The organism is Mycolicibacterium arenosum (genome assembly GCF_024320865.1).
GTDB lineage: Bacteria > Actinomycetota > Actinomycetes > Mycobacteriales > Mycobacteriaceae > Mycobacterium > Mycobacterium arenosum.
In genome coordinates this window covers 73260-97903 of sequence record NZ_JANDBD010000017.1, presented here as the reverse complement: position 1 = coordinate 97903, position 24644 = coordinate 73260, and the positions used below count along the sequence as shown (strand labels likewise).

At 64.6% G+C, this 24644-nt stretch carries 20 protein-coding genes; 5 read left to right on the top strand and 15 right to left on the bottom strand.

Annotated elements, in window-relative coordinates; all coding sequences use genetic code 11:
* Positions 1-32: 32 nt before the first annotated feature.
* From NM203_RS30625 to NM203_RS30615, 3 genes are all read right to left on the bottom strand, one after another.
* Positions 33-599, bottom strand: a complete 567-nt coding sequence (locus NM203_RS30625; protein ID WP_255064603.1) for a DUF305 domain-containing protein — start codon at positions 597-599, stop codon at positions 33-35.
* Between the two features lie 32 nt (positions 600-631).
* Complete coding sequence (locus NM203_RS30620) at positions 632-2548, bottom strand: bifunctional copper resistance protein CopD/cytochrome c oxidase assembly protein (protein ID WP_255064601.1); 1917 nt, start codon at positions 2546-2548, stop codon at positions 632-634.
* 91 nt (positions 2549-2639) lie between these two features.
* Positions 2640-3410, bottom strand: a complete 771-nt coding sequence (locus NM203_RS30615; RefSeq protein ID WP_255064599.1) for a cytochrome c biogenesis CcdA family protein — start codon at positions 3408-3410, stop codon at positions 2640-2642.
* Between the two features lie 172 nt (positions 3411-3582).
* On the opposite strand from NM203_RS30615, the gene NM203_RS30610 reads away from it, so the two are divergent.
* Positions 3583-4521 (top strand): L,D-transpeptidase, encoded by a 939-nt coding sequence (locus tag NM203_RS30610; RefSeq protein WP_408633441.1) that lies wholly within the window; start codon positions 3583-3585, stop codon positions 4519-4521.
* On the opposite strand, the gene NM203_RS30605 is transcribed toward NM203_RS30610, so the two are convergent.
* From NM203_RS30605 to ctaD, 6 genes are all read right to left on the bottom strand, one after another.
* Positions 4482-5180, bottom strand: coding sequence for an adenylate/guanylate cyclase domain-containing protein (locus NM203_RS30605; protein WP_255064596.1), 699 nt, complete (start codon positions 5178-5180; stop codon positions 4482-4484). The genes NM203_RS30610 and NM203_RS30605 overlap by 40 nt on opposite strands.
* Positions 5177-7747, bottom strand: a complete 2571-nt coding sequence (locus NM203_RS30600; protein ID WP_408633440.1) for a heavy metal translocating P-type ATPase — start codon at positions 7745-7747, stop codon at positions 5177-5179. The genes NM203_RS30605 and NM203_RS30600 overlap by 4 nt, the downstream gene beginning before the upstream one ends.
* 807 nt (positions 7748-8554) lie before the next feature.
* Positions 8555-10726 (bottom strand): acetyltransferase SucT, encoded by a 2172-nt coding sequence (locus tag NM203_RS30595; protein WP_255064592.1) that lies wholly within the window; start codon positions 10724-10726, stop codon positions 8555-8557.
* Between the two features lie 103 nt (positions 10727-10829).
* Entirely contained in the window at positions 10830-11810 is a 981-nt protein-coding gene (ccsB, locus tag NM203_RS30590) for a c-type cytochrome biogenesis protein CcsB (protein ID WP_255064590.1), read from the bottom strand.
* 163 nt (positions 11811-11973) lie between these two features.
* The gene (locus NM203_RS30585) at positions 11974-12438 is read right to left on the bottom strand and encodes a hypothetical protein (RefSeq protein ID WP_255064588.1); all 465 of its coding nucleotides are present in this window, start codon (positions 12436-12438) and stop codon (positions 11974-11976) included.
* Positions 12439-12549: 111 nt separating this feature from the next.
* Positions 12550-14292, bottom strand: a complete 1743-nt coding sequence (gene ctaD / locus NM203_RS30580; protein WP_255064586.1) for an aa3-type cytochrome oxidase subunit I — start codon at positions 14290-14292, stop codon at positions 12550-12552.
* A gap of 469 nt (positions 14293-14761) precedes the next feature.
* Here ctaD and NM203_RS30575 point away from each other — a divergent pair, with 469 nt between their 5' ends.
* Positions 14762-15781 carry a M23 family metallopeptidase gene (locus tag NM203_RS30575; protein ID WP_255064584.1) on the top strand — a complete coding sequence of 340 codons (1020 nt, stop codon included), beginning with the start codon at positions 14762-14764 and terminating at the stop codon, positions 15779-15781.
* A 22-nt stretch (positions 15782-15803) separates the two neighbouring features.
* On the opposite strand, the gene NM203_RS30570 is transcribed toward NM203_RS30575, so the two are convergent.
* Positions 15804-17279, bottom strand: coding sequence for a molybdopterin-dependent oxidoreductase (locus tag NM203_RS30570; RefSeq protein ID WP_308212865.1), 1476 nt, complete (start codon positions 17277-17279; stop codon positions 15804-15806).
* A 519-nt stretch (positions 17280-17798) separates the two neighbouring features.
* Between NM203_RS30570 and NM203_RS30565 the strand changes: the two genes are divergently transcribed.
* Together NM203_RS30565 and NM203_RS30560 are read left to right on the top strand one after the other, a co-directional pair.
* A complete protein-coding gene (locus NM203_RS30565) occupies positions 17799-18185 on the top strand; it encodes a BlaI/MecI/CopY family transcriptional regulator (protein ID WP_255064639.1) in 387 nt (128 codons plus the stop codon).
* Entirely contained in the window at positions 18182-19126 is a 945-nt protein-coding gene (locus NM203_RS30560) for a M56 family metallopeptidase (RefSeq protein WP_255064583.1), read from the top strand. The genes NM203_RS30565 and NM203_RS30560 overlap by 4 nt, the downstream gene beginning before the upstream one ends.
* 382 nt (positions 19127-19508) lie before the next feature.
* On the opposite strand, the gene NM203_RS30555 is transcribed toward NM203_RS30560, so the two are convergent.
* Complete coding sequence (locus NM203_RS30555; protein WP_255064581.1) at positions 19509-19826, bottom strand: hypothetical protein; 318 nt, start codon at positions 19824-19826, stop codon at positions 19509-19511.
* A gap of 20 nt (positions 19827-19846) precedes the next feature.
* Positions 19847-20116, bottom strand: a complete 270-nt coding sequence (locus NM203_RS30550) for a hypothetical protein (protein WP_255064580.1) — start codon at positions 20114-20116, stop codon at positions 19847-19849.
* A 401-nt stretch (positions 20117-20517) separates the two neighbouring features.
* Between NM203_RS30550 and NM203_RS30545 the strand changes: the two genes are divergently transcribed.
* A complete protein-coding gene (locus tag NM203_RS30545; RefSeq protein WP_255064578.1) occupies positions 20518-21246 on the top strand; it encodes a DUF305 domain-containing protein in 729 nt (242 codons plus the stop codon).
* A 45-nt stretch (positions 21247-21291) separates the two neighbouring features.
* Here the strand turns inward: NM203_RS30545 and NM203_RS30540 are convergent, their stop codons facing one another.
* Genes NM203_RS30540 through lnt form a run of 3 tightly spaced genes read right to left on the bottom strand, consistent with a single transcriptional unit; the run spans position 21292 to position 24447 of the window.
* Positions 21292-22272, bottom strand: a complete 981-nt coding sequence (locus NM203_RS30540) for a cytochrome c oxidase assembly protein (RefSeq protein WP_255064577.1) — start codon at positions 22270-22272, stop codon at positions 21292-21294.
* A complete protein-coding gene (locus tag NM203_RS30535) occupies positions 22269-22931 on the bottom strand; it encodes a TlpA disulfide reductase family protein (RefSeq protein ID WP_255064638.1) in 663 nt (220 codons plus the stop codon). The genes NM203_RS30540 and NM203_RS30535 overlap by 4 nt, the downstream gene beginning before the upstream one ends.
* The gene (gene lnt, locus NM203_RS30530; protein WP_255064575.1) at positions 22915-24447 is read right to left on the bottom strand and encodes an apolipoprotein N-acyltransferase; all 1533 of its coding nucleotides are present in this window, start codon (positions 24445-24447) and stop codon (positions 22915-22917) included. Before lnt ends, NM203_RS30535 begins: the two co-directional genes overlap by 17 nt.
* Between the last annotated feature and the right edge of the window lie 197 nt (positions 24448-24644).

Genomic DNA, 24644 nt, shown 5'->3' with positions numbered 1-24644 from the left:
CCACCCCAGCCCAGGGGCGGCCTCCGCCAGCGCTAACACGACGGGGAGGTGTTGACGGTGATGTCGGGTGTCAACATCGTTCGCATCACGTCGATCTCGCGTTGCTGAGATGACATGATCCCCTGCGCGAAGTCCATTGCGTAACTGCTCTGTCCAGAGTCGGCCTCGGTCCGCGCCATCGCGATCGCCCCTTCGTGGTGAGTGATCATCAACTCGAGATACAACCGGTCGGCCGCGTTGCCCTCGGCGTCGTTCAAGGCCGCGAGTTCAGCGGACGAGACCATGCCGCAGCCCGGCGCGTGACTCTGCGGCATGGCCGCGAGGTCGATACCCCAGGTCGTCAACCAACCACGCATCATGTCGATCTCCGATGCTTGCGCGATTCTGATGGACACGGCTTGAGCGACGACCTGTGGGTCTGCTGCCGGCTTGGTCAGGAGAAGATCGGACAACTCAACGGCTTGGGCATGGTGCGGGATCATCTGCTGAAGAAACGCGACATCCGCGTCGTTGTGGATGCCGGCGCCACGCGTCGACGGCACAAGGCGATCCTGCGGCGCCGTGCTACTGCAGGCGTTCAACCCCATAGCCAGTGCCACGCAGGCCGCGATGGCGACAGCTAACCGCCTTATCACGAGTCGAGTCCCGGCGCCGGTATCGTCCCTGCCTTGCGGGACGGCCGGTAGCGCTGCACGAGCAGGATTGCGATGACAGTCAAAACAGCCAGAACACCACCGGCTGCATTGATCTGGCCTCCCAGTCTCTGGTCGCTGAGCAGATCCATACGCCAGTCGAGTTTCAGAGAGCGGTAGAAGGCGTCACCGAGAACGTTCTGCATGTTCATCACCACAATCCCGACGAGAGCGTAGAGCGCCGACGCGACAAGCGGCATCTGGACCCGACGGGGTGTGGGCACCGGTTCGCCACCACCGCTTCCTCCAGCGAATAGCAGTATTCCGCTGCACAGGAAGTAGCCGATCATGGCCATGTGTGCGGCGTGGTCGCTGATTGCGATCTCGAAGACGGCCGGGAGTGATAGTCCGATGACGCCGACCGCGAATACGCCTAGGGCCGTCCAGGGTTGGGTGATGGTGCGGATCACCGGGGAGTGCAACGCGCTCTCCAGCCATTCTCGCGGACCGGATGCAGCGTCGTACCCGGCGGCACGCAGTGTCTGTAGCGCGAGCGTGACGGGCGCGCCGTGGACGAGTAACGCCGGAGCCACGATCGTGAGAAGGAGTTGAACAACGGCGTGCATGCTGAACATCGCCGTCATGTACATGCCGAGCCCGGACGAGGTGGCGAAGAGTACTATCAGGCAACCGAATACCCAGCATGCCGTGCGTCGCGCCGACCACGGGCGACCTCGACGTTTCAGCCGAAGTACCGCAGCCAGGTAGATCCACGTCATGGCTACGGCCGCCGCGCCGAAGATCACGTCGACACGCCATTCGAAGAACACCGACGTGATCGTCGGCGGCTCGGCAAGGTCGAAACCGAGGGCAAGTTCGGCCGGGGAGGGCTCTCCAGTCGGCTGGGGTGGTGGAGTGCGACCGAGACCCACCGCGACGCCGACTGCAAGGCCGAAGAGGGTGGCTTCGGTGAACCCGAGCCACACGAGCGGCCGACGCGACGCCGGATCGCGCTGTAGCGCGATGATCGACGACCGTCGCTGGCGCCAGCCGATGACGCCGAGGCCCGTGAGTGCCGCCGCCTTTCCCACGATCAGGAGTCCGTAGGTGCTGCTCCAGACGTCCGTCGGTTGGATCCGGACCGCCGCGTTGATGATTCCACTGGCAGCCATCGCGGCGAAGCACCACAGCGCCAGGCGTGAGAAGCGCCGGGCTGCGACGTCGGTGTGGCGGCCGCCGCGAATCGCATGGCCGAGTAGCGCTAACAGCCCACCCGCCCACAAGGACCCGGCAATCAGGTGAATGAACAGGCTGTTGGTCGCGATGTCGTGGGCACCCCCCGACGAGGAGTGTCCAGTGACGGCGAGCGGCACCAGTGTGACGAGTCCGCCGATCAACAGACCAGGCGTCCACGACCACCGCAGTACGGCCAGACCCGTCCCGGCGACGACCGCAGCCAAGATCGACGTGGTGCGCCACGCCGCTGTGGTTTCGACGAGTCCGGCGGCCGACCACACGTCGAGGGGTGTCAGTTGGGTCAACGGCACACCGGACACATCGGAGACCGTCAACCCCACCAGTAGCGCAGCGCACACCGCCCACATCGCGCACGCGACAGCACCGATCCGAAGCGCTCGGTATCCGTCGGCGTCGAGCACGCCACCTGCTTGCGGGGGAACGAGAAAGGCGGCGAACAGGAAGTGTCCGATCGCCACCATCGCGGCGATCTCGCCGGCGGCGCGGAAGAAGGACAGCCCGTAGGTGGTGATCGGACCCGGATCACTTAACCCGGTTACCGCAAGCGCGTCGGCCAGACCAACGGCGGCGATGCACGCCGCGGTGACGCCTGCCACCGATGCGACGGCGAGCAGCACAGCGAAAACCAGCCGACGCGTCGTAGCAGCCGTAGAGGCCATCACCTCCACCACCCCGTTCCCGCGGTCGAGCGCCGATGATCGCGTCGGTATCGGTGAGCGTCTGCTGGACAGCCGAATACGAGTTCGCTCGTCATATCGGAAGCGTGGTGTTGCTGACGAACACGTCGCGCACCCATGAAACCATCTCGTTCCACAGCCCGGTCACCAGGGCAACGCCTACTACGACGAGAAGCACACCGCCGAAGATCTGGATCCGCCGGGTGTTTCTTCGCAACCATCCCAGAGCTCCGACTGCGCGCCCCGAGGCCACCGCCAACAGAACGAACGGAACGCCAAGGCCCAGGCAGTAGGCGATGACCAGCACAACGCCGCGCGGGACGTTCGGACCCTCGGTGGCGGACGCTACGGCGATGACACCGGTCAGGGTCGGTCCCAAACACGGAGTCCAGCCCAAACCGAAGATGGCACCGAGCAGAGGGGCACCCCCCAGGGTGGACACCGACATGGGCGTCAAACGCGTGTCGCGCTGCAGGGCGGGGAAGAACCCCATGAACACCAAGCCCATCACGATGGTGACGACACCGCCGATGCGTTGCAACAGCAGACCGTTGGCGATGACGGTCGTCGTCAAACCCAGAATCGCAACGGTGCCGACGAGGAAAACGGCCGTGAAGCCGGCGACGAACAACCCCGCGGCTCCCGCCACTCGCAGCCGGATCCCGCGACGGGTTCGGGCGCGTGCCTCGTCATCGACACCGACCAGCGCCGCGAGGTAGGACAGGTATCCGGGCACGAGCGGGACGACGCACGGAGAGGCAAAGGAGACCAGCCCAGCCAAGGCCGAGACGAGCACGGCCAGCAGCAGGTGCCCGGACGTGGCGATTGCCGAGAAACCACTCATGAGTCCTCCTTTCTCATCGCGTCCATCCGCGGACCTTCCCCTTCGGGCGAAGCCAGTCGCTGGAACGGTCGGCCGACCTCCACATCATCTACTATGTAACTACGTAGAGAGATGGGTGCCGTTGGCCACCCCGTGCAGCGGTGGTGACCACGAAGAAGGGATAAGGCTGGTTATGCGGTTTCCGCCGGGGAGCTCTCGAGCGATGTGGGCAGCCGTCTTCGCGGCGGTATGGCTGCTGACCGCGACGTCGGCGTCAGCCGAGCCGCCGATACCCGCACCGACGCCCGGTGACCCGCTCGCCATCCCGGCACCACCATCGCCGAATCCGTTCCCACCGTTGCCCGGCTTCACGCCGACCGTTACGAGCGACACACCCTCCGGCCAGAACCCGAAGCCGTATCTCGGTCCGCCGGTATTCGCGCCTCCCACGTTCAATCCGCTGAACGGCTCGATGGTCGGCATCGCCAGACCGATCGTCGTCAACTTTCAGCGGCCGATTGCCGACCGTGTTTTGGCCGAGCAGGCAGTCCACATCTCGTCAAATCCCCCGGTGCCGGGCAAGTTCTACTGGATGAGCGATACGCAACTACGATGGCGCCCAATCGACTTCTGGCCCGCGAACACCAGCATCAACATCGACGCGGGCGGAACGAAGTCGAGCTTCCGCACTGGTGACGCGTTGGTGGCCACCATCGACAACGCCACCCTGCAGATGGATGTGACGCGAAACGGCGTGCTCGAAAAGACGATTCCGGTGTCGTTGGGCAAGCCGGGCTACGAAACCCCCAACGGCACCTACTACGTGCTGGAGAAGTTCGCCGACATGGTGATGGACTCCTCTACCTACGGCGTTCCCGTCGACTCAGCCGAGGGGTACAAGCTCAAGGTCCAAGATGCGGTCCGAATCAACAACGCCGGCATCTTCGTTCACGGCGCACCGTGGTCCGTGGCGGACCAGGGCAAGCGAAACGTGAGCCACGGGTGTCCCAATCTCAGTCCCGCCAACGCGCAGTGGTTCTTCGACAACTTCGGCAGTGGGGACCCGGTAGTGGTGAAGAACTCCGTCGGGATCTACACGGAGAACGACGGAGCCCAAGACTGGCAGATCTGATCGAAACGGCGTTGGCAGGCTGCCGAGCAGAACCGGTACGACGCGCCTTGGTGCACGGTCGCCAGCTGGCTGCCGTTTGTCGCAACGTGCATCCGACAAATCGGATCGACGTGGACCCGGTGACGGGTTCCGACGTCGAGCGCGAACGCTTCGACCGGTGAGCCGAGGTTTCGGAGCGCAAGCGGACCCAGCCGTCTCGACGCGATCAGATCCGCTTCGCGAAGCGCGGACGCTGCAACGCCATCGACGACGACCTGTCCTGCCTCGGCAACGTCGACGAGTCTGGCCGCGGTGTTGACCGTTGATCCGTATACGTCTCCGAGCCGCTTCACTACCGAGCCCGCGCTAATGCCGGCGCGCAACAAGGGGAAGCCGTCGATGCCGCGGGTCTCGTCGTGGAGTCGTCGAAGGAAGGCCAGCGCGGCTGTGGTGTTCTCACTCGTAGTCAAGACTGCGTCGCCGATGGCCTTGATCAGTTCGTCACCGGGTCCCAGGGCGCGCGTTGCCAGGGTGGCGAACGTCTCTGCCAGTTGGGCGGCACGATGATCACCGTGGGCTTCGGTGAACGCGGTGAACCCCGCCATGTCGACGAAGATCACGGTTGCGTCGACGACGTCGTGCTCGAAATCGCCTGCAGCGGTGAACATGGCCGTTATCACGTGTTCTCCGCGTTCGTACCAAAGCGTGGTGACTCGGGAGTCACCGTCGGTATGGGAAGGCCGAGTAGTCGAAGCGCATTGGCGACGACGATGAGCGTCGATCCCTCGTGGATGAGTACCGCGGGTCCGATGCCCAATCCGAGGATCGTTGCCGGGATGAGGATTGCGACGATGCCGAGACTCGCCCAAAGGTTCTGTTTGATGATCCGCGATGACCGGCGGCTCAAGTTGACCGCGAACGGTAATGCTTTGAGGTCGTCAGCCATCAGCGCAACGTCGGCGGTCTCCAGCGCTACGTCGGAACCTGCGGCACCCATCGCGATCCCGACGCTCGCTCCTGCCATGGCGGGTGCGTCGTTGACTCCGTCGCCGACCATGCCCACGCGGCCGTAACGCTCTCGCAGCAGGGCGATTTCGGCGACCTTGTCCTCCGGCATCAGATCGCCACGTGCGTACGCGACGCCGACTTCAGCGGCGACGGCATCTGCTACACGCTGATTGTCACCGGAAAGCATGACGGTGTTGCCGATTCCGAGTCCAGTGAGTTGTCGGATAACGGTCGACGCCTCCGGTCGTGGTACATCCATCAGGCCGATAACTCCCAGCCAGCGGTTGCCCGCGCGTACGAGCATCGTCGTACGGCCCGCCTGTTCAAGTCTTTCGACTTCGGCGGCCAGTTCAGTCGGCGGATGTTGATCTGACTCTGTGAACAGGTCGCTCTTGCCGATGCGGACCTCGACCCCGTCGACGGAGGCGGCAATACCCCGGCCGATGAGCGCTCGCACGTCGGTCGCGCGGGGCACGACTGCCTCGGCCAGACGCTCGCGGCCGTCGCGAACGATGGCGCGCGCGAGCGGGTGATCGCTCTGTTCCTCAACTGCGACAGCGATCGTAAGTAATTCGGCTTCTGTCGCGCCCTCGGTCGCGATCACGTCGGCGATTCGCGGTCGGCCTTCGGTGAGAGTGCCGGTCTTGTCGAACGCCAAGACCTCGACGCGGCCCAGCTCCTCCAGCGCAGCTCCGCCCTTCATCAGGATTCCGGCTCTCGCCGCGCGTGCCACCGCCGACAGCACTGCACTGGGCGTGGCGATCGCCAGGGCACAAGGGCTGGCCGCCACCAGGACGGCAAGCGCCCGGTACACGGTGGCCGTGAAAGGCTCGTCTACGACGAGTCCGGCGAACAGCAGCAGGACGACGCCCACGAGGACTGCCGGCACGAAGATGCGCTGAAACCGATCGGTGAAGCGCTGCGTCGATGTGGTCTTCGTCTGAGCCTCGGCGACCAGGCGGACGACCCGAGCCAGCGTGGAATCACCGGCAAGCCTGGTCACCTGGATCTCGATGGCGCCGGCACCGTTGATCGTTCCGGCGAACACCCGTGCCGATGCGTCCACGAGGTCCGGCGATGCGGTTGCTGCTGCCACGTCCGGGACGGGGCCCTTGTCGACCGGAACGCTCTCCCCCGTCACAGGGGCCTGATCGATGCTGGTCGTGCCTGCGACGACGAAGCCGTCTGCCGCGAGTCGCATGTTGGGTCGTACGACCACGATGTCTCCGACTCGGACGTCCGCGACCGGGACTTCCACGGTGTCGCCCGTGCCTCCTCGCCGTACCAGCGCCGTCTTCGGAGCGAGCTCGGCCAGCGCTTCGATCGCCCTGCGGGCGCGGCCCATCGCGTAACCCTCGAGCGCGTGACCGACGCTGAACAGGAACAGCAGCAGAGCGCCTTCGGCGACTTCACCGAGGGCCGCAGCGCCCGCAGCGGAGATCAGCATCAGGAAATCGATCTCGAAGCGGCCCTGCCGCACGCTGGCATATGCCTCTTGCACGGTGAAGAACGCACCGAAGAAGAACGCCAGGGAGTAGACGACCAACTCGACGGTCCGCGGCGTATCCGCGAAGGTCGCTAGAAGCCAACCGGCGAGGAGCAATGTCCCGGACAGTCCCGCGAAGACGAGTTCGCTTCGCTCTCCGAAGATCCCGCCGTGACCGTGGTCGTGGCCGCCGTGATCCTCGTCGTCCTCGGTCGTCACACCGGGGTGCGCGTCGCGGGCGACCTCCGAAGTCGCCGGGTTGGGCGCGATCTCATTCGCGATGACGTCGACGAGTTCTTGCGCCGTCACCGTCGCGCGTTCGAACTCCAACTCGACCGAGTTCGGTGTCGCCGCCGCGCCGACGACACCGGGCATGGTCGCCAACCGATCGACCAGCGCCGCGCGAGTTGCTTCGTCGTCCGTGTCAGTCATCAACCAACGCAGGTGACCGTATTGCGAGTTGATTGTCTGTGCTGCCTGCCATGCGCGCCGCTGCACGTCGATCGCCGTCGCCGCGTTGGCGTCGTAGTGGACGCACAGCCGCGGCTTCAGCGTGTCGCCGTCGATCACGTGGACTTCTTCGATCATCGCGTTGGCAGCCAGGTCGCGCGTCAGGCGGTCGGCGCAGCGGTCGTCGCTACCCGGAAGGAGATCGGTGAGTTCGAGCGCCAGGGTTCTGTTCGCCGGAGTTTCGTCGTCGCCGCGACGGCCTACGGTTCCCCTGCCACGTGTCATGCATGCGATAATACGCATGTATGCATATGATCCGTCAACCCTGATACGCACCAGATCCCAGCGGCGACGACATGTGCCACTCCTGCGTCAACGAGATCGGACGAGACAGAAGCCGTGTTGCGAGCGGCGGTAACGCCGAATCGCTGCAACCTTGCAAGCGCCCACCGCACGCAAGCGGACCCGAGCACTCCTACCGGCGTCGCCGGCAGCGCTCGACACCGGCAAAAGAATGGAACCGCAAGGCCTACCAACGGTGACCGGCGCCTGAGGACATCTTCAACGGCCAGTACGCGATGTACTCACCGTGAGGATCGTAGAAGTGACAGCACCCGTCCGAATCAGTCAGCGTCGTCCACCCTCGGGACACAGCCCACTCCGCGACAGCGGTGACGACCTCGCGCCTATCGTGTGCCCGTATCGATCGCTCCTTGCCGCGCGACTCAGTCTCATATGCCATGCCAGGCCCTGAACCTGCCAACGGCAGGCCCGCTTACCTCTCGTCTAGCGCGGCGGCAGCAGAAAGAGACGTGAAGGTAACTCATTCGCGCCGTCGCATCAATCTACGTACTTACATAGTACGTAGTACTTTCCCACGACGTCGCGGTAGTTGGCGAGCGGGTGTGACCGTACGCGTGAACCCGCTCCGGTTAATCGACCGCAAGAGAGGACGAATCGCCAAACTTCGAAAGGTGCCCACGGCGCGCTCATCTCATCTCGATGGTCGACGCGATCGTCGGGCGCGTGTGCCTCGTTGGATGGTTGCCCGCAGACAATGATGCGGTTGCCCTGAAGCGGCAGGGGCGCCGAAGCACGCGTAACGTCCCCTCAGGGCCACCACCCCGTCACAGCACCGATTCTGCGCCCGAGTTCCGGCGTCATGGACCGTACGTACGTGGCGGACAAGTGGTGAGAATCCCTGTAAATAAGGACGTTACCTTCGACGGCTCGGCAGTATTCGTCTCGACAAAGCGCATCGCTCATGTCGAGCAAACCCATCAGAGGGAAGCGTTTCGGCAGATCCGATGCTGGATTGACGTCGCCCAGTACGACAGATCTGTCGATGCCACAGGTCGTCGCTCCACCACCGTCGGCTAGACAGTCTCTCGGAAAGAAGGGTTCGCCGTCGCGAACCAGCCACGGCGTATCCCGCATGCCGAGTACCTTTAAACCGTTGTCTGCGAACGTCTGCCAAATCGGCATGTACTCCTCTGGCATCACGTCTCCAGGCTGCGTATCCTTCGGCCTTGTCACGGTAGTGAACACGTAATCCGGCCGGTCGGCGACGATCTCGCGCATGGCGGCTCGAGCCCAGTCGAAGCACTGCGGATACGGCTCCCCCGAACCCGGAATACGCGGCAATCTCTCCGCCAACAGCGGGCAGCCCATCTTGAGGTAAGTCACGACTCTGAACCCCTTCAGCTGACCGAGCAGGTCCAGCGCCGTAATCCAGTGTTCCGCGTGCGATCCGCCCGCCAGCGCGATGGTGCGGGTCGCGGCCACAGAGCCGTAGCTGCACTTGCGCAGACTCGGATCCGCGAAGTTGCTGATGCACTTGTCGATGGTGCTCTGCGGTAAGTCGTCGGCGGCCTCGAGCACCGTCGGGCGCATCGGCAGTTTCGGCACCCTCGCCTGGTTCACCAGAGCGCGGGCACCCGGGTAGTCGCGTGACGAGAGTCCGGACAGCTCTTTGCCGTTCGCCCGCTGGACGGTCATGTGTTCGCGCCACGTGAACGACGTCGCGGTCAGCGCGACTCCCAGCAGGGTGACGATCGAACCGAGCACGATCGTCGGTCGGCGCAGTCGCACCCGCAGTGGCACGGTGACGGCCGGTTTGCCCGCGGGCGCCCGATAGCGCAGCGGGTCCTCGACGGACTTGGTGGTGAGCCACGCCAGCACGCCCGACACCAGCAGGATCACGGCACCGGTGAGGAGATCGGCCCTGGTTTCGCCGGTGTAGGCGAGCCAGAAGATCAGCAGCGGCCAGTGCCAGAGGTACAGCGAGTACGCCATGGCGCCGAGGAAGACGAACGGCTTGGTGGCCAGCACGCGGTTGGGTAGCGGCATCCTGCCCGACGTGACGTGCGGGTCGGCCATCCTGTTGGCGGCGCTGAGGATGAACAGCATCGTGGCGCCCACCGGGACGAGCGCCCAGGGGCCGGGGAACTCCTCGACGCCGTTGATGAACGCGCCGCAGGACAGGATCGCCGCCAGGGCGATGAACGCCACCACGGTGCGCAGCCACATCGGCCACTTGACGTGCGGGACGTGCGCGCCGACGAGGGCGCCGAGTAGAAGCTCCCAGCCGCGGGCGAAGCTGTTGTAGTAGGCGGTGGCCTGGTCGGCGTTGTGGGCGATGATCGCGTAGACGAACGACGCGATGGTCAGCGCGGTCAGCAGCACGATGAGCGACGTCCGGAGGTGCCGCCCGAGCAGCTTGCGGAAGAGGAACGCCCACCCGAGGATCAGGATCAGGAACGCGATGTAGAACTGGCCCTGCACCGACATCGACCAGATGTGCTGCAGCGGGCTGACGGCCTCGCCGGCGCGCAGGTAGTTCGATGCGGTGTTCGCCAGCTCCCAGTTCTGGTAGTAGCCCAGGCTCGCCAGGCTCTCGTCGGCGAATGTCTCCCGGCGGGTTTCGGGCTGCACCAGGATGGTGAGCACCGCCGACGCTGCCAGGACGACGACGAGGGCCGGCAGCAGACGGCGCACCAACCGGATGATCTCCGTGCCGGGCGCGAGCGAGGCTCCCGGCAGCAGTGCGTTGCGCAGCAGTCGGCCGCCGAAGAAGAAGCCCGACAGCGCCAGGAAGACGTCGACACCGCCGGACACCCGCCCGAACCAGATGTGGAACACGGCGACGAGGGCGATGGCAACACCGCGCAGGCCGTCGAGATCGTGCCGGTAGAACCCGGACTCCCTGGTGCCCATCGCGAATGGGGCGGAGGTCCCCGAATCAGTACACGGCGCCGTTCGGGGTGGAGCTAAGGTCAGCATGGTCGTCGAGATGACACCGTCGGACTTTCGAGTTCAGCCGCAGTCGTGACGTCGGCGAAACGAACTCGCTGTGTCGGGTGCTTGCATACGCCCTGGCTCGTCGTCAGCCCACCCCGGCATAGGAGTGCAAACCGGCAATCACCAGATTGATGAAGAACAGGTTGAAGACCATCGTCACGAACCCGACGACGTTGATCCACGCAGCCTTCCTGTCACGCCAGCCGGCCGTGGACCTGGCGTGCAAGTAGGCGGCGTAGGCAACCCAGGCGATGAACGAGATCGTTTCCTTTGGATCCCAACCCCAGAAGCGTCCCCACGCCTCCTCGGCCCAGATCGCACCGAAGATGACGCCGAACCCGAAGACTGGAAACGCGAAGATCGTGGCGCGGTAGGCGACCCGGTCAAGGCTTTGGGCGTCGGGCAACCTGGAGACGATTCCTGCTAAGTACCGGTTCTCAACCTCGGTCCGAGTGTCGCCCAACGTTGACGATTTCAGTAGGAACAGAATGCTCGCCACTCCCGCCACCAGGAACACGCCGGAGCTGAGGCTTACCACCGACACGTGTATGGGCAACCAGTACGACTGCAGCGCAGGCATCACGGGCGCGGCTTCGGTATAGAGCCATTTGCCCGACACCGCGAGCAGTATGAGCACTGGTATGAGGACGAACACCCACAAAGCGCGGAACTGCTGGCGGCGGAGAACGACTCCTGCGGCAACAAGCCCGCAGAAGCAGGTCAGATTGATGAACTCGTACATGTTGCCCCACGGCGCACGAGAGGTGGCCAGGCCGCGTAGCACAATGCACACGAGTAGCAAGAAGGCGCCGACGAAGACGACGGCGATTCCAGCACGCTCGACGCGTTCTGCAAGCGATCGCCGTGGAACTTCAGCGACGATCCCGGGCCTGGGGCTACCAGGTGTAACACCTACAGACGCTGTGGAACGCGCGAGTGTCCGACTCCGACCGATCGCGAAAGTCGCCGCAAGCAACAACAGCGCGAGACTCAACGCGAATACAGCTGATGAGTACGCCAAGTCCGAATAGGTAGCCAGGCCTACCTGTGTTCCAATTGCGTTCACGCCGAAGCTCCTCGGTCGAACACTGGTGGCTCAACACAGTCAGACCACGGCCGCCCGAGCCGGCCTCCGCGTCTCGCACCGCTCCGGGAATCTGCCGGCCTGCGCAGTCCCGGTCCGGGCCATTCGATCCGGCATGCCGTCGGCTGCCGCGATCCCCAGACCGTCACTCTGCGCCCACCTCATCGCCTGGAGGAGGATCCGGGTGGTCAAGGAGATCTCCGAATCCGTTGATTCGCATATCGGTTCTCAGTGCAGGGCTCGGTCGGTTCACCTGCAGCCACCTCCTCAGCGCGTCCGCTTGGCGTTCACGGGAGGCATTCACGACATCAGCGTCGTCAAACACGAAGTAGCACAGGGTGGCATCGCCATAACCACCCGTGATGGCTGGCACCGCGTTACTCACATGTAAGTCCGCCGCCATGACGCGGAGTTCGAGTTGTCCTGGGCTCCAGGCATTATACGAGTCCTCTTCGGGAAGAACACGCAGCCATTCGGAGAACTCGTCGTACAAGTCGGATGGGAGCGGATACCCGCTCTGCGACAGGGCCGTAACGAGAACGAGTATCGCCAGGTAGGGTTCGCCAACGTGCAGAGCCGTGAGCGCCGCGTGTCGCTGCGCGTCGGACATGCACGGCTCCGCAGCCTCCCACATCACTTCGGCGAGTTCGAAGTCACCACCTATGCGGTGTGAACTCGTCTGTTCACCGGGGCGCCGCTCATTCATGTGCACTGTGCCGACTCAGGTACGAACGTTGACGTCGGCCTCGGTGACGTCACCACCCGACGGGTGCGGGCCGCCCCCGATGTGTGCTTCGGCGCGCATCCGTTCCACCATGTGCGGGTAGTGCAGCTCGAATGCCGGTCGCTCCGAACGGATCCGGGGCAGCTCGGTGAAGTTGTGCCGCGGCGGCGGGCAGGAGGTGGCCCACTCCAGCGAGTTGCCGTAACCCCACGGATCGTCGACCGTGACGGGTTCGCCGTACCGCCAGCTCTTGAACACGTTCCACACGAACGGCAGCGTCGAGACGCCGAGGATGAACGCACCGACGGTTGAGATGATGTTCAGCGTGGTGAAGCCGTCCGACGGCAGGTAGTCCGCGTACCGACGCGGCATGCCCTCGTCACCCAGCCAGTGCTGCACCAGGAACGTCGTGTGGAAGCCGATGAACGTCAACCAGAAGTGCAGCTTGCCCAACCGCTCGTCGAGCAGGCGTCCGGTCATCTTCGGGAACCAGAAGTAGATGCCCGCATACGTGGCGAACACGATGGTGCCGAACAGTACGTAGTGGAAGTGCGCGACCACGAAGTACGAGTCGGTGACCTGGAAGTCCAATGGCGGGCTGGCCAGCAGCACGCCCGACAGGCCACCGAGCAGGAACGTGACCAGGAAGCCGACCGAGAACAGCATCGGAGTCTCGAACGTCAACTGGCCCTTCCACATCGTGCCGATCCAGTTGAAGAACTTGATGCCCGTCGGTACGGCGATGAGGAACGTCATGAAGGAGAAGAACGGCAGAAGCACCGCACCCGTCGCGTACATGTGGTGCGCCCACACCGCCACCGACAACGCCGCGATCGCCAGCGTCGCGTAGATCAGCGTGGTGTACCCGAAGATCGGCTTTCGGCTGAACACCGGGAAGATCTCACTGACTATCCCGAAAAACGGCAGCGCGATGATGTACACCTCGGGATGCCCGAAGAACCAGAACAGGTGCTGCCACAGAAGCACACCACCGTTGGCCGGGTCGTAGATGTGCCCGCCGAGATGGCGGTCCACCGCGAGGCCGAAGAGCGCCGCGGTCAGCAGCGGGAACGCCAGCAGCACCAGGATCGACGTCACCAGAATGTTCCAGGTGAAGATCGGCATCCGGAACATGGTCATGCCGGGGGCGCGCATGCACACGACCGTGGTGACCATGTTGACCGCGCCGAGAATCGTTCCCAGACCACCGACGATGAGCCCGAGAATCCAGAGGTCAGCTCCCGCTCCCGGCGTGTGAATGGCGTTCGACAGCGGCGTGTAGGCGGTCCAGCCGAAGTCGGCGGCACCGCCGGGGGTGATGAAGCCGGCCATGGCGATGAGCGCGCCGAAGAGGAAGAGCCAGAAGGAGAACGCGTTCAGCCGCGGGAACGCCACATCGGGCGCGCCGATCTGCAGCGGAAGCACCAGGTTGGCGAAGCCGAACACGATGGGCGTGGCGTAGAACAGCAGCATCACCGTGCCGTGCATGGTGAACAGCTGGTTGTACTGCTCGTTGCTCAGGAACTGCAGCCCCGGCATCGCCAGCTCGGTTCTGATGAACAACGCCATCAGACCGCCGGCGAAGAAGAAGAAGAAGCAGGTGACGACGTACATCAAGCCGATCAACTTGTGATCGGTCGTGGTGACCAGCTTGTAGATCAGGTTGCCTTTAGGGCCCATGCGCGCAGGGAAAGGGCGGCGTGCTTCGAGTTCCCCGACCGGTGGCGCTTCGGCGACCATGGAAACCTCTCATTCTCGGGCTCGGACCACGCAGTGCGGGATCTACTCACTAGATACGTAGATTATCCTACGTAGTAACTTAGTACTTACCCTCGCAGTCGGACGTGTCGGAAACCTTCGAGTCACATCACCCGGTAACGGGTTTCCCGCCGGGGCGGGTGCCGAGTATCCGCACCCGCCCCGGCTCCGGCCGGGACTCTGCGTTCGCAACCCAGGATGCGGAAGTAGGCCTTCCTTCGCGCGACATTCGTAGCCGAGTAGTGGTCTACTACGTATGTACAGAGAAGATTTTCGCCTACGGTTTTCAGAGAATGCACTGCTGAGGGCGTCTTCTGGCCCGGTCTCTGCTGAAGCGACCGTTTGGAAAACAGCTCTTCCGGATGATCGACAGCTTGCTCATTCATGCACGTTCGGTTAGCGTCTCGCCAACCAGATAACGAACCGGTAACGGCAAGGATCGTCTCGAACAGTGGTGCATCATCGGATCTCGCGATCAGAAGCACCGGCCGCGTTCTCGCATGACACCGACGTCACCGAGATCATTCCGTGGCGCGAATTCGCAGCGTTGGTCGATCCGCCCGATCACGGGGATCTCTTCGCCCTCGACTTCGAGGTGTTGGCCGCGCCCGAACTCGACGACCTCAACGACTTGGCGGATGAGTCGCCCTGGCAGCTGCTCGCGCCGAAGGCACGGTCCGAGACCGAGGGGTTGCCCGTACCCGCTCCGGACAGCAGCGCTCGTTCATACGAACGACCACAGCGTTCTGACCGGTCGATTCCTTCCCACCGCGCAGCACCAAGAGCACATCGCCGAACCTCCGGCGCCACCGGCGCCGTGCACAGCAGGGTGGTCATCGCGGCGATCGCCGCCGGTGCGGTCGCGGCCGGAGCGAACGCTGCGGCCGACGCCACGGACTCGCGAGCCGACCCGGTACTGGTCACCGATTCGGTACCGTCCCCCGGTAGCCTCCCCAACACATCGGGCATGCAGATCATCTCCGTTGCCAACGGTTTCGATTCCGCAATTCATTCACAGGAGCTCGCCAACGGCGCGGCGTTCGCCCAGGAGCGTGCTCAACGGGAGGCGCGACTTCGGCGCCCACAGTTCGTTTTTCCCGCGCGCGGGATCCTGACGTCAGGATTCGGGATGCGGTGGGGCACCCTGCACGGCGGACTCGACATCGCCAACTCCATCGGCACTCCGATCCACGCCGCATCAGACGGCGAGGTGATCGCGTCCGGACCGACCCCTGGATACGGCATGTGGGTAAAGATCAGGGCAGCGGATGGGACGGTCACCCTCTACGGGCACATCGACACGGCCACCGTGCAGACTGGTGATCGCGTGCTCGCCGGCGATCAAATCGCCACCGTGGGTAATCGAGGCAACTCGACCGGGCCGCACCTGCACTTCGAGGTACACCTCAACGGATCGGACAAGACCGATCCGATGGCCTGGTTGCGGGAACGCGGAGTGTCCGATGGCTAGCCGAGGTCACTCCTGAGTGCCGCTACTCGACGAAGACCACGCGGCGTTCCAGACCAGTGGAACCGTCCGGGACTGTAGGCCGTTGTTCGACGATTTGCCGTTGCCCTAACCGATCCGTGCAGCGCACGGCGAGCGTGTGGGTGCCCGGGGTGCTGTCCCACTCCCAATACCACTGCCGCCAGGTGTCGATCGAGTACTCGGCAGCGAGTGTCGCGAATTGCCACGGCCCGTCGTCGACGCTAACTTCCACCGATCCGATGCCGCGTTGCTGCGCCCAGGCCACACCGGCGACGACAACGCTTCCGGCCTTCAACCGAGCGAATCCGGCCGGCACCTCGATGCTGGACGAGATCTTGATCGGCGCTACGGCGGCCCAGCCGCGCTCGGTCCAGTAGGCCGACGCCTTATCGAAGCGGGTGATCTCCAGCTCGCTCACCCACTTGGTGGCGGAGACGTACCCGTAAAGGCCGGGTACGACGAGCCGAGCGGGATAGCCGTGTTCCAGCGGTAGGGGTTGGCCGTTCATCGCCACCGCCAGCAGGGCGTCGCGGCCGTCGAGTATCGCGGCGAGTGGGGTGCTCGCGGTGAACCCGTCGACGCTTCGGGATAGCAGCATGTCGGCGCCGGGTTCGAGGCCGGCTTCTGCGAGCAGATCGGTCAGTAGGTAGCCGGTCCACCGCGCGTTGCCGACGAGGTTGCCGCCCACCTGATTGGATACGCAGGTCAGCGTGATGACCCGGTCGACTGCCGACCTGCGGTACAGGTCGTCGAAAGTCAGTGAGATCTCGCGGTCCACCATGCCGTGGATGCGCAACCGCCATTGATCTGTTGTCACAGCGGGGATCTGTAGGACTGTGTCGATGCGGTAGAACGCGTCATTGGGGGTGATGAAACTCGTCATGTCGGGCACGCCCACCTCGTAGGCCGCCGTGACCGGTGGAGCGGGGGTCTCGACGGTGGGGACCAAGAAGTTGGCCATGTCGCCGGTGAGACTGCGCAACCGGTCACCGAGATAGCGCCCGGTTGCCACTCCCGCTACCGCGATTACCCCGGCGACACCCGCCATACGGACGAACGCGCGTCGCGACTGGATCACGCCAGTGCCGTGGTCCTCCGCGGTTGGGCTGGCCCGCGAAGTGAGCAGCCGCAACGTCAGGATGCCAGCGGCGACTCCCAAAACAGTTGGAACGGCAGACCACACCGTCGCGGTGGGCCGTGTCAACGCGGCGATAGCACCGACCACCCCGAAGCCGGCGAACAGCATCGACCCATATGGTCGCCGTCGTGTCTCGGTCAAGCCCGCGACGGCCGCCAGCAGGGCGATGATGAGTCCCATCCCGACGAACAGCGCTAGTTTGTCGTTGGTCCCGAAGGTGTCGATGGCCCACTCACGCACGGCGAACGGCGAGTGGTCGACGACCGCGCCGCCGACCGCCATCCAGGGCGACGCCGCTGACGCCACCACGGCCGCGACGAGAACACCGACCCCTAAGGTCACTCCAGCGGCAAGCAGTCCTGACGCTGCCCGAGCGAGACTCCACCGCCTTCGATCACTGTGTTCGACACCGGTCACATCCTGGCTCCCTGCTGCGAATGTCACCTCGTCGACGGTGACCACTGTTTATTCGTAGCCACGTGTTCTTCGGACGGGTGTCCCCGAGATTCACCGGATTCGAATCTCAAGCGAGAGTGGGCATTCAGCAGCAGAGTCGTTGATCGCGCGATCAGTTAGAAGTCGTTGTCGCTGTTGCATTTCGGATAACCGAAGGCCACTCGCGGTGATGCAACGCGTTGCGCGGTGGAGAGGCCGGGCAATCACGGGGGGATGTGATGCCCGGCCTCCAACGCCGAGGGATATCGCGAATACCAGTCGGCAGCCACAGACTATCAGACAACGTACGTACTTGATCAGTAGATAACCCCAAGACGTGGCGCATGCTTCATGCCAAGCGCCTCCGCCTTCCTTATTGCGCTCGACACCGTAAGCTACGTACGGACTATCTCAGGAGGATCGATCATGGCTCGGGTGCGTGGCTTCGGAGAGCTGGAGGCGGCGATCATGGATCGCCTGTGGAATCGCGATCCTGACACAGAGACCACGGTCAGGGAGATCTTCGACGAGCTGAGCGCCGAACGGCACATCGCCTACACCACGGTGATGTCGACGATGGACAACCTGTATGGCAAGGGTTGGCTGTCACGGGAACGTGACGGCAAGGCCTACCGCTATCGACCAACCCTGACTCGGGAGGAACACAGCGCCCGACTGATGCTCGAGGCTCTGAGCGGTGGCGGCCGCTCAGAGGCGGTGCTCAGTCATTTCGTCGCGCAGATCGATGCAGAGGAATCCGCGGACCTGCGCGCCGCGCTTCGACGCCTCGCCCGAAAGTCGAGTCGGAAATGACCGTCGCGGCGTCGTTACTGCTGTACGTCGTGGCTGTCCTAGCGGCAGGCCCGAAGCTGTTGCTCAGAATCACTGCCGATGGCGGAGCTCCGCGGTTGGCAATCACTGCATGGCTGACGGCCGTCGTGACAGTGCTCGGGTGCTCGGTTGCCGCGGTTGCACTGCTGCTGTGTGAAGCCGCCGGACATTGGGACAGTCCCGACGCCCTCATCGCGTCGTGTCTCGAACGCCTTCAGGCGATACTCCTGGGTCACGCGGGGTGGCCTGCCCGAATCGTCGCGACAGTTGCGGTGGTCATCGCCGTCGGAAGCCTAGTCGCGATCTGCGTTCGTGTCGGCCTCGCGCTGAGGCGCATGCGCACGCACACCTTCGATCATGCCGACGCCGTGCGCCTTGTGGGCAGGTCGGACGGAAGCGACGTCATCGTCATCGAGGCCACCGAGCCTGCCGCGTATTGCGTGGCCGGCCGGCCGCCGGCGATCGTTGTGACCACTGCCGCACTGGCCGCACTTGACAGAACGCAACTAGCGGCGGTCGTCGCCCACGAACGGGCTCACCTCGACGGGCGTCACGCATACGTGGTCGCCGCAGTACGCGGCCTGGCCTCAGCGTTGCCTAGGATCAAGCTGTTCACCAGTGCCGCAACGCAAATCGGCTCCCTGCTGGAAATGTGCGCCGATGACGCCGCCGCGCGGCGGCATGGTAATCAACCTCTACTCGCAGGACTCCTCATGCTGTCGGGGGCCATCACGCCGGCGCGTGCTCTCGCCGCCGCAAGTGTCGCGGTGCTCGTCCGCGCTGAGCGTCTCGCCGATCCGCAAAAGGGCTTCGCACGTGTTCAAACTCGGGTCACGCTGGGCGGGGCGGTCGCTGCAATGGCCGCGACACCAATGACCATCTTCGTCCTCGCGCTGTCGGGTGTCTTGATCTGTTTCGCGTAACCATCTCCGAGGTGCCTTGAATCGTCTCTGAGATCGGAGATCGCATACTGCGCTCGGCCCACCTCAAATGCGCACGCTCTCAACCATTCCCGTCGTGTGACCCGTCGCCGGGTCGGCCGCTACCAAGGCTGCCGCCGCCAACGCCAGTGCCACCAGGAGTGCTGCCGCGATCCATCGGAAACCCTTGCGCGCCTTCCGCGGCGCGTGCCCCGGTCGGTCCCACCTCGACCGCGGTCCGTGGCAGAACACTGCTGATGCACTTTCCACGAACTCAATCTACTGTTTCACTCCGTATATGGCCACACGGTCCAGACATGAAGTGGCTCGGGCGATGGCGGAGCGCATGGGTCATCGTGGGCACAGGCGCTCGGCCCCGCTCGGATTAGGCGGCGAGCTCACCGAGGACGTAGATGCATAAGAAGCCCCCGAAGAGCATCGCGCTGAGTAAGGTCGTCTCGGCCTGATCGTGTGCTTCGACGAGCAGCTCTTCGACTGCCAGGTAGAGAAGCGCAGCAGCGCCGAACGCGAGCACGAAAGCCAGCACGGCGGCGCCTACTCCGGCCAGCAGGGCCGCAGCGCCTACCGCCCCGACGGCGGTGACGAGACCGAGTGCCGTGCACACCGCGGTAGCGCGCATCGCGCCGAGTCCGCGACCGGTGAGTTCAGCGACCAGCGACAACGAGAGGAAGAGGATCTCCAACGTGAGCGCGATGGTGATGATCAGCGCCTGCGTCGATCCCAGCCGCGCGCCCCGAGACCAACCAGGAGTCCGTCGATCAACAGATCGATTGCCACCGCCACGAGCAACCCGAGTGGCAGCGTGCGCGTAGTCGATCCTGAATCACGTTGGCGGCGATCGACGAGACGTCCGTACGCCGCCAAACCCAGCACCAGCGTCACCCCGCAAACGAACCCCGTCACCGCCCACCCGAGATTGCCCTCGCCGCGTAAGTCGGGCAGTACCTCGCCCGCGAGGGCCGCAATCACCACGCCTGCCGCGAAATGTTGGATCGCACTGACCACGCGCGGTCCGGGTGGGCGAACGGCTGCGATGCCGGCCCCGATAGCGGATGCAGCGACGGGGAAGCTGACTAGAAACGCCGCTTGGCCGACTAGGCTCACCGGGCACACTCACTGTGCGCGAACTGCGGAGGCGCGTAGAGAGGCACTGCAGGCGCCGGGACGTCGCAGACTTCGGACCCTGTCGTCGACCATCCCGCCACAGCGCCGTCTCCCCCTGTCCAACTCCGCGGTGCAGGTGCACCGCACACGACACTAACTTCACGACCTGCATGCCTGAGCCGCGAACGCGAATTTCGTCCGGCGTCCTAATCGGCCGTTGAGCTGGGCGCGCCGTACGCTGCCTACTGACTAACTCAGGAGGTCTGGATATGGTGCGCTCCTCGGCGGGCCGTGGCCGGCGTCTCGTCGGAGCACTCGACACCAGTGCCATCAAGATCATCGCCATGCCGACGCGCCGCATTCGCGGCAGGACGCCGTCGGTTACCGGTTCGCGCGCGCGGTCATGGTGGGCAATGGTGTCGACACTAGGGCTGCTCAGCACCACGGGATGCGTTGACACGGCAGGTGTCTCGTCGCCCACCCCTCCGAGCGCTTCGGCCGCTGTCGCCGACGAGCCGCACACCAGGTTCGATGTGCTGTTCGCGCGCGACATCATTGAGCACGGCGCTCAAGCGGTCGCCCTAGGCGAGCTGCTCGTCGTCAAGAACGACGTGGAACCTGACGCGGCCGACATCGCGCGTCGGATCGCCGCGAACAACACCGGCCGCACACGCGAGCTGCAGTCGTTCCTCCTGGAGTGGGGCTTCACCCCGATGACCGTTAGTCCCGATCCGCCACAATCGGAGTCAGGAGTGAAGGTTCAGCGCGGCCAGCACCCCCTCGCCACCGACGCCGACTACCGTGTCCTCCGCGACTCGATCGAGCCGGGCGCGACAGGCGTGTTCGTCGACCTGATGATCCGGCAGAACCAGTTCACGATCTCCGCGGCACGATCTCAGCTGCAGTCCGGATCGCATCCCGGAGCGATGGCGGTGGCACGGTCGCTCATCCAAGAGCAACAAGCCGAGATCTCCGCCCTGGAGGCCCTGAGTCGCTGAGCGTCGTTCCTCGCTCGGGCTTCGCAGGTGCTCGAGACGTGTTCGTCAGCCGCGCTCGTCGGACGTCCCTCGCCCAGGGGTCGATCTCGGTGGTTGCTCATGGAGACCGCGCAAGAATGCGTTGTAGGCCGCGAGTTCCGCGGCGTCGCGTTCGACGTCGGCTTCCCTCTTTGCCGACTCGGATTCCTCGTCACGACGCCACCGGATGGCGAAGATCAGCGTCGTCAGTACGGCCACGGGCTCGCCGTAGGACCACGCCAGGGCACCGGCGACCCCCTGATCGGCGACCGGGTCGACGTTCCAGCTGACGGGAGGATTCGCGAAGGTTTCGGTGAGCGCTCGGGGCGCCATCATCAGAATCACACCGATGAACACGTGCAGCGGCATCTCCACGAAGATGTCGAAGAAGCGGCCCAGATTGCTCTGCCGGACCGGCATCGGTCCGGTCGACAAGATCGGCAAGATGAACAAGAGGCCGCTCACGAGGAAGAAGACCTGCAGCGCGACATGACCCGCGACGCTGGCTGCCGCCGCGTCGAACAGATTCGAAAGATAGAGGCCGTAGTAGCTCAGTAGGAACACCGGGATGGTGAAGCCAGGATTGAGCACGATCCTGCTCACACGGCAGCGGAGTCCGCTCAACGCGGCGATCAGGACCCAGCGTCCAACGCCGTGATGAGGCGTGGACCTGAGCAACAAGCGCCCAGGACCCCCTAACACCAGAAGCGGCGGGACGAGGATCGACAGCGTGAGGTGCTGAAACATGAAGGCGCTGAACAGTCGATAGCCGTAGCTGTCGATGGCGAGGCCCGTTACCGCCGCCAGTGCGAGACATCCTGCCAGGAAACTCGTCGTTCGCGTCCACGGCCATGTGCGGCCTTTCGCTCTGACGACGCGCACGGCGAGCAGGTACCAGACCGCCAATCCGATTGCCGCGACTGGAAGCAACGGAACCGGCGGCGGAAGCCACGCGAGCATTGTCGACAACGACGGCGGAGTGGTAGGAAGTACGAGCTCACCGATCATGGGACGGGGTCGATCGTTTCGCGCGCGAGCCGCCTCACTAGCGGCTCGAGATCCTCGGCCAACAGCGCCCGCAGAAACACGGCCGCCACACGGTGCTGACGATCGAGGACGATCGTTGACGGGATCACCGTGGTGGGGTAACTCGCTCCGAGGGCGATCATCGTGCGCATGGGCGGGTCGTAGATCGAGGGGAAGGTGATCTCGCGGTCGACGACGAAGTCCACTGCTGCCTGGCGGTTGTTGTCGCGCACGTCGATGCCCAGGAACGCCACTCCCTCGCCACGTGTCGCGTCGTACACCTGTTGCAGCTCCGGCATCTCCGTGCGACACGGGCCACACCATTGGCCCCAGACGTTGATTACGACGACCTGCCCGGTGAAGTCATCCGGGGACACCGTGCGGTTGGGGTCCATGAGATCAGGTCCCCGTATCAGCCCCGGACGACCGCGGGTCTCCGGGGGGTCGTAGTAGATGTCGACTTTTCCACCAGGTGAAACGAATTCAAAGGAGCCTCCCTGCGCAACCGCGTCGTCACCGCTGGAACACCCGCCGGCTGCGGCGACGAGCAGTACCGCGGCGCCGACGGTGGCGAGGCGTCGCCGCCCGGTGTAGCGAGCTCCGCCATGACGGTGCAACGGTCCACTATCGCTCCTGGTCATCGCCGGCACGTCCCTCCTCGCTGACGGTTCTGGCGCCACGTCGTTTCATCGCCACCGCAGCGACCGCCCCGACGGTGACGGCCAACAGGAGGGCCTGCACCGATGGCGCCCACCGGGTGGCCGGGGAGGCCGTTGCTGTGGGCGTGACCGCGTCGACCAGGTATCCGGCCTCAAAGAACTCGGTCTCATCGGTCACCGTTCCGTCGGGCTCGATGATTGCGCTGATCCCCGTGGTGGCGGCGACGACGACGGGTCGGTCGTGTTCTATTGCGCGAATCTTCGCGAATGCCAACTGTTGTCGGCTCATCGATTCGTTGAACGTCGCGTTGTTGGATGGTACGACCAGCACCTGCGCGCCATTGCGCACGGCATCTCGAGGCGCCCGGTCGAAAACCAGTTCCCAGCACGTAGCCACGCCCACCGTCACACCGGCGGCTTGAACCACTCCCGCGCCGCCACCGGGCACGAAGTTGCCCGCCCGGTCAGCGTAGGCGGAGAAGAACCGGAAGAAATCGCGCATGGGGAGGTACTCGCCGAAGGGCTGCAGGATCTTCTTGTCGTGGCGTTGTCCGGGGCCGCTGTCCGGTGACCACACGATGACGCTGTTCGTGGTGGTCTGCCTGCGTCCTGCCTCTACCGGACCCGCCAACACGGCTCCCACCACGACCGGCGCCGCCACGGCCTGCGCCGCTGACGAGATCTGCGTTGCAGCGGTGGCGTCGACGAGGGGGTCCACGTCCGAGGAGTTCTCCGGCCAGATGACCAGCTGCGGTCGGTCGGTGGCGCCGGCGGCGACGTCGCGGGCGAGACGCTTGGTCATCTCGACGTGGTTCGCCAGGACCGCACGGCGTTGGGCGTTGAAATCCAGGCCGAGCCTCGGAACGTTCCCCTGGATCGCGGCGACGGTCAAGCCCGGCGAAGTCTCACCGGTGTTCTGCTGTCTCACGAGTACCCCCGACGCGATGGCTCCGGTGCCAAGCAACAGGAGGCCCGCCGCAGCCCGCCAGGCCACACCGTCGGCGTGCGAGTCGCGACGCGCCGTGATCCGAATGACGACAGCGAACCCGAGGAACCCGGCGAGGACCACGACGAATGACACCAGCGTCACACCGCCGATGCGTGCGTAAGGAGCCAGCGGTCCGTCGGCCTGGCCGAAACCGACCACCCCCCAGGGAAATCCACCGAACGGAACAGCGCTCTTGAGCCATTCGGCGGTTACCCAACACGACGCCCACCAGACCGGCCAGCCCGGCAGAGGGCGTAACACGACTGCCACGAACCCGAACAATGCCGGGAACAGTGCACACATCATGCTGAGCGCGACCCACGGCATCGACCCCACGAAGATGCCGGTCCACGGCAGTAGCGGCAGGTAGAAGAATAAGCCGAACACGAAGCCGAGACCCATTCCGCCGACCACCGTCGTCGGGTCGTTAAGTGCCCACGCCAGCAGTGCGAAGCCAACGATCGCTGCTGGCCATGCTCCGATCGGAGGGAAACTGGCGCATACCGCCAAGCCTCCGCACGATGCCGCTGCGACTCGCGAACCCGTGAAACCCCATGGTCGACGACGCCCTGACCCGAAACCGGTGATTCGACTTCGCAACGTGCTCGTCATTGACAAGGATTACCTCCATGGCCGCTGCCCGCCGAGCGCTCACCTCCGAGCGCACGTTCGGCCCGAGGCGCCGTCTACGTAGATAGTACGTAAGA

Coding starts and splice junctions, on each gene's coding strand:
- NM203_RS30535 (WP_255064638.1), bottom strand. CDS start 22,931: ATGACCAGGAGCGATAGTGGACCGTTGCACCGTCATGGCGGAGCTCGC.
- NM203_RS30560 (WP_255064583.1), top strand. CDS start 18,182: ATGACCGTCGCGGCGTCGTTACTGCTGTACGTCGTGGCTGTCCTAGCG.
- NM203_RS30610 (WP_408633441.1), top strand. CDS start 3,583: ATGCGGTTTCCGCCGGGGAGCTCTCGAGCGATGTGGGCAGCCGTCTTC.
- NM203_RS30595 (WP_255064592.1), bottom strand. CDS start 10,726: ATGCTGACCTTAGCTCCACCCCGAACGGCGCCGTGTACTGATTCGGGG.
- NM203_RS30585 (WP_255064588.1), bottom strand. CDS start 12,438: ATGTCCGACGCGCAGCGACACGCGGCGCTCACGGCTCTGCACGTTGGC.
- NM203_RS30600 (WP_408633440.1), bottom strand. CDS start 7,747: ATGCGTATTATCGCATGCATGACACGTGGCAGGGGAACCGTAGGCCGT.
- NM203_RS30565 (WP_255064639.1), top strand. CDS start 17,799: ATGGCTCGGGTGCGTGGCTTCGGAGAGCTGGAGGCGGCGATCATGGAT.
- NM203_RS30545 (WP_255064578.1), top strand. CDS start 20,518: ATGGTGCGCTCCTCGGCGGGCCGTGGCCGGCGTCTCGTCGGAGCACTC.
- NM203_RS30540 (WP_255064577.1), bottom strand. CDS start 22,272: ATGATCGGTGAGCTCGTACTTCCTACCACTCCGCCGTCGTTGTCGACA.
- NM203_RS30620 (WP_255064601.1), bottom strand. CDS start 2,548: ATGGCCTCTACGGCTGCTACGACGCGTCGGCTGGTTTTCGCTGTGCTG.
- NM203_RS30615 (WP_255064599.1), bottom strand. CDS start 3,410: ATGAGTGGTTTCTCGGCAATCGCCACGTCCGGGCACCTGCTGCTGGCC.
- ctaD (WP_255064586.1), bottom strand. CDS start 14,292: ATGGTCGCCGAAGCGCCACCGGTCGGGGAACTCGAAGCACGCCGCCCT.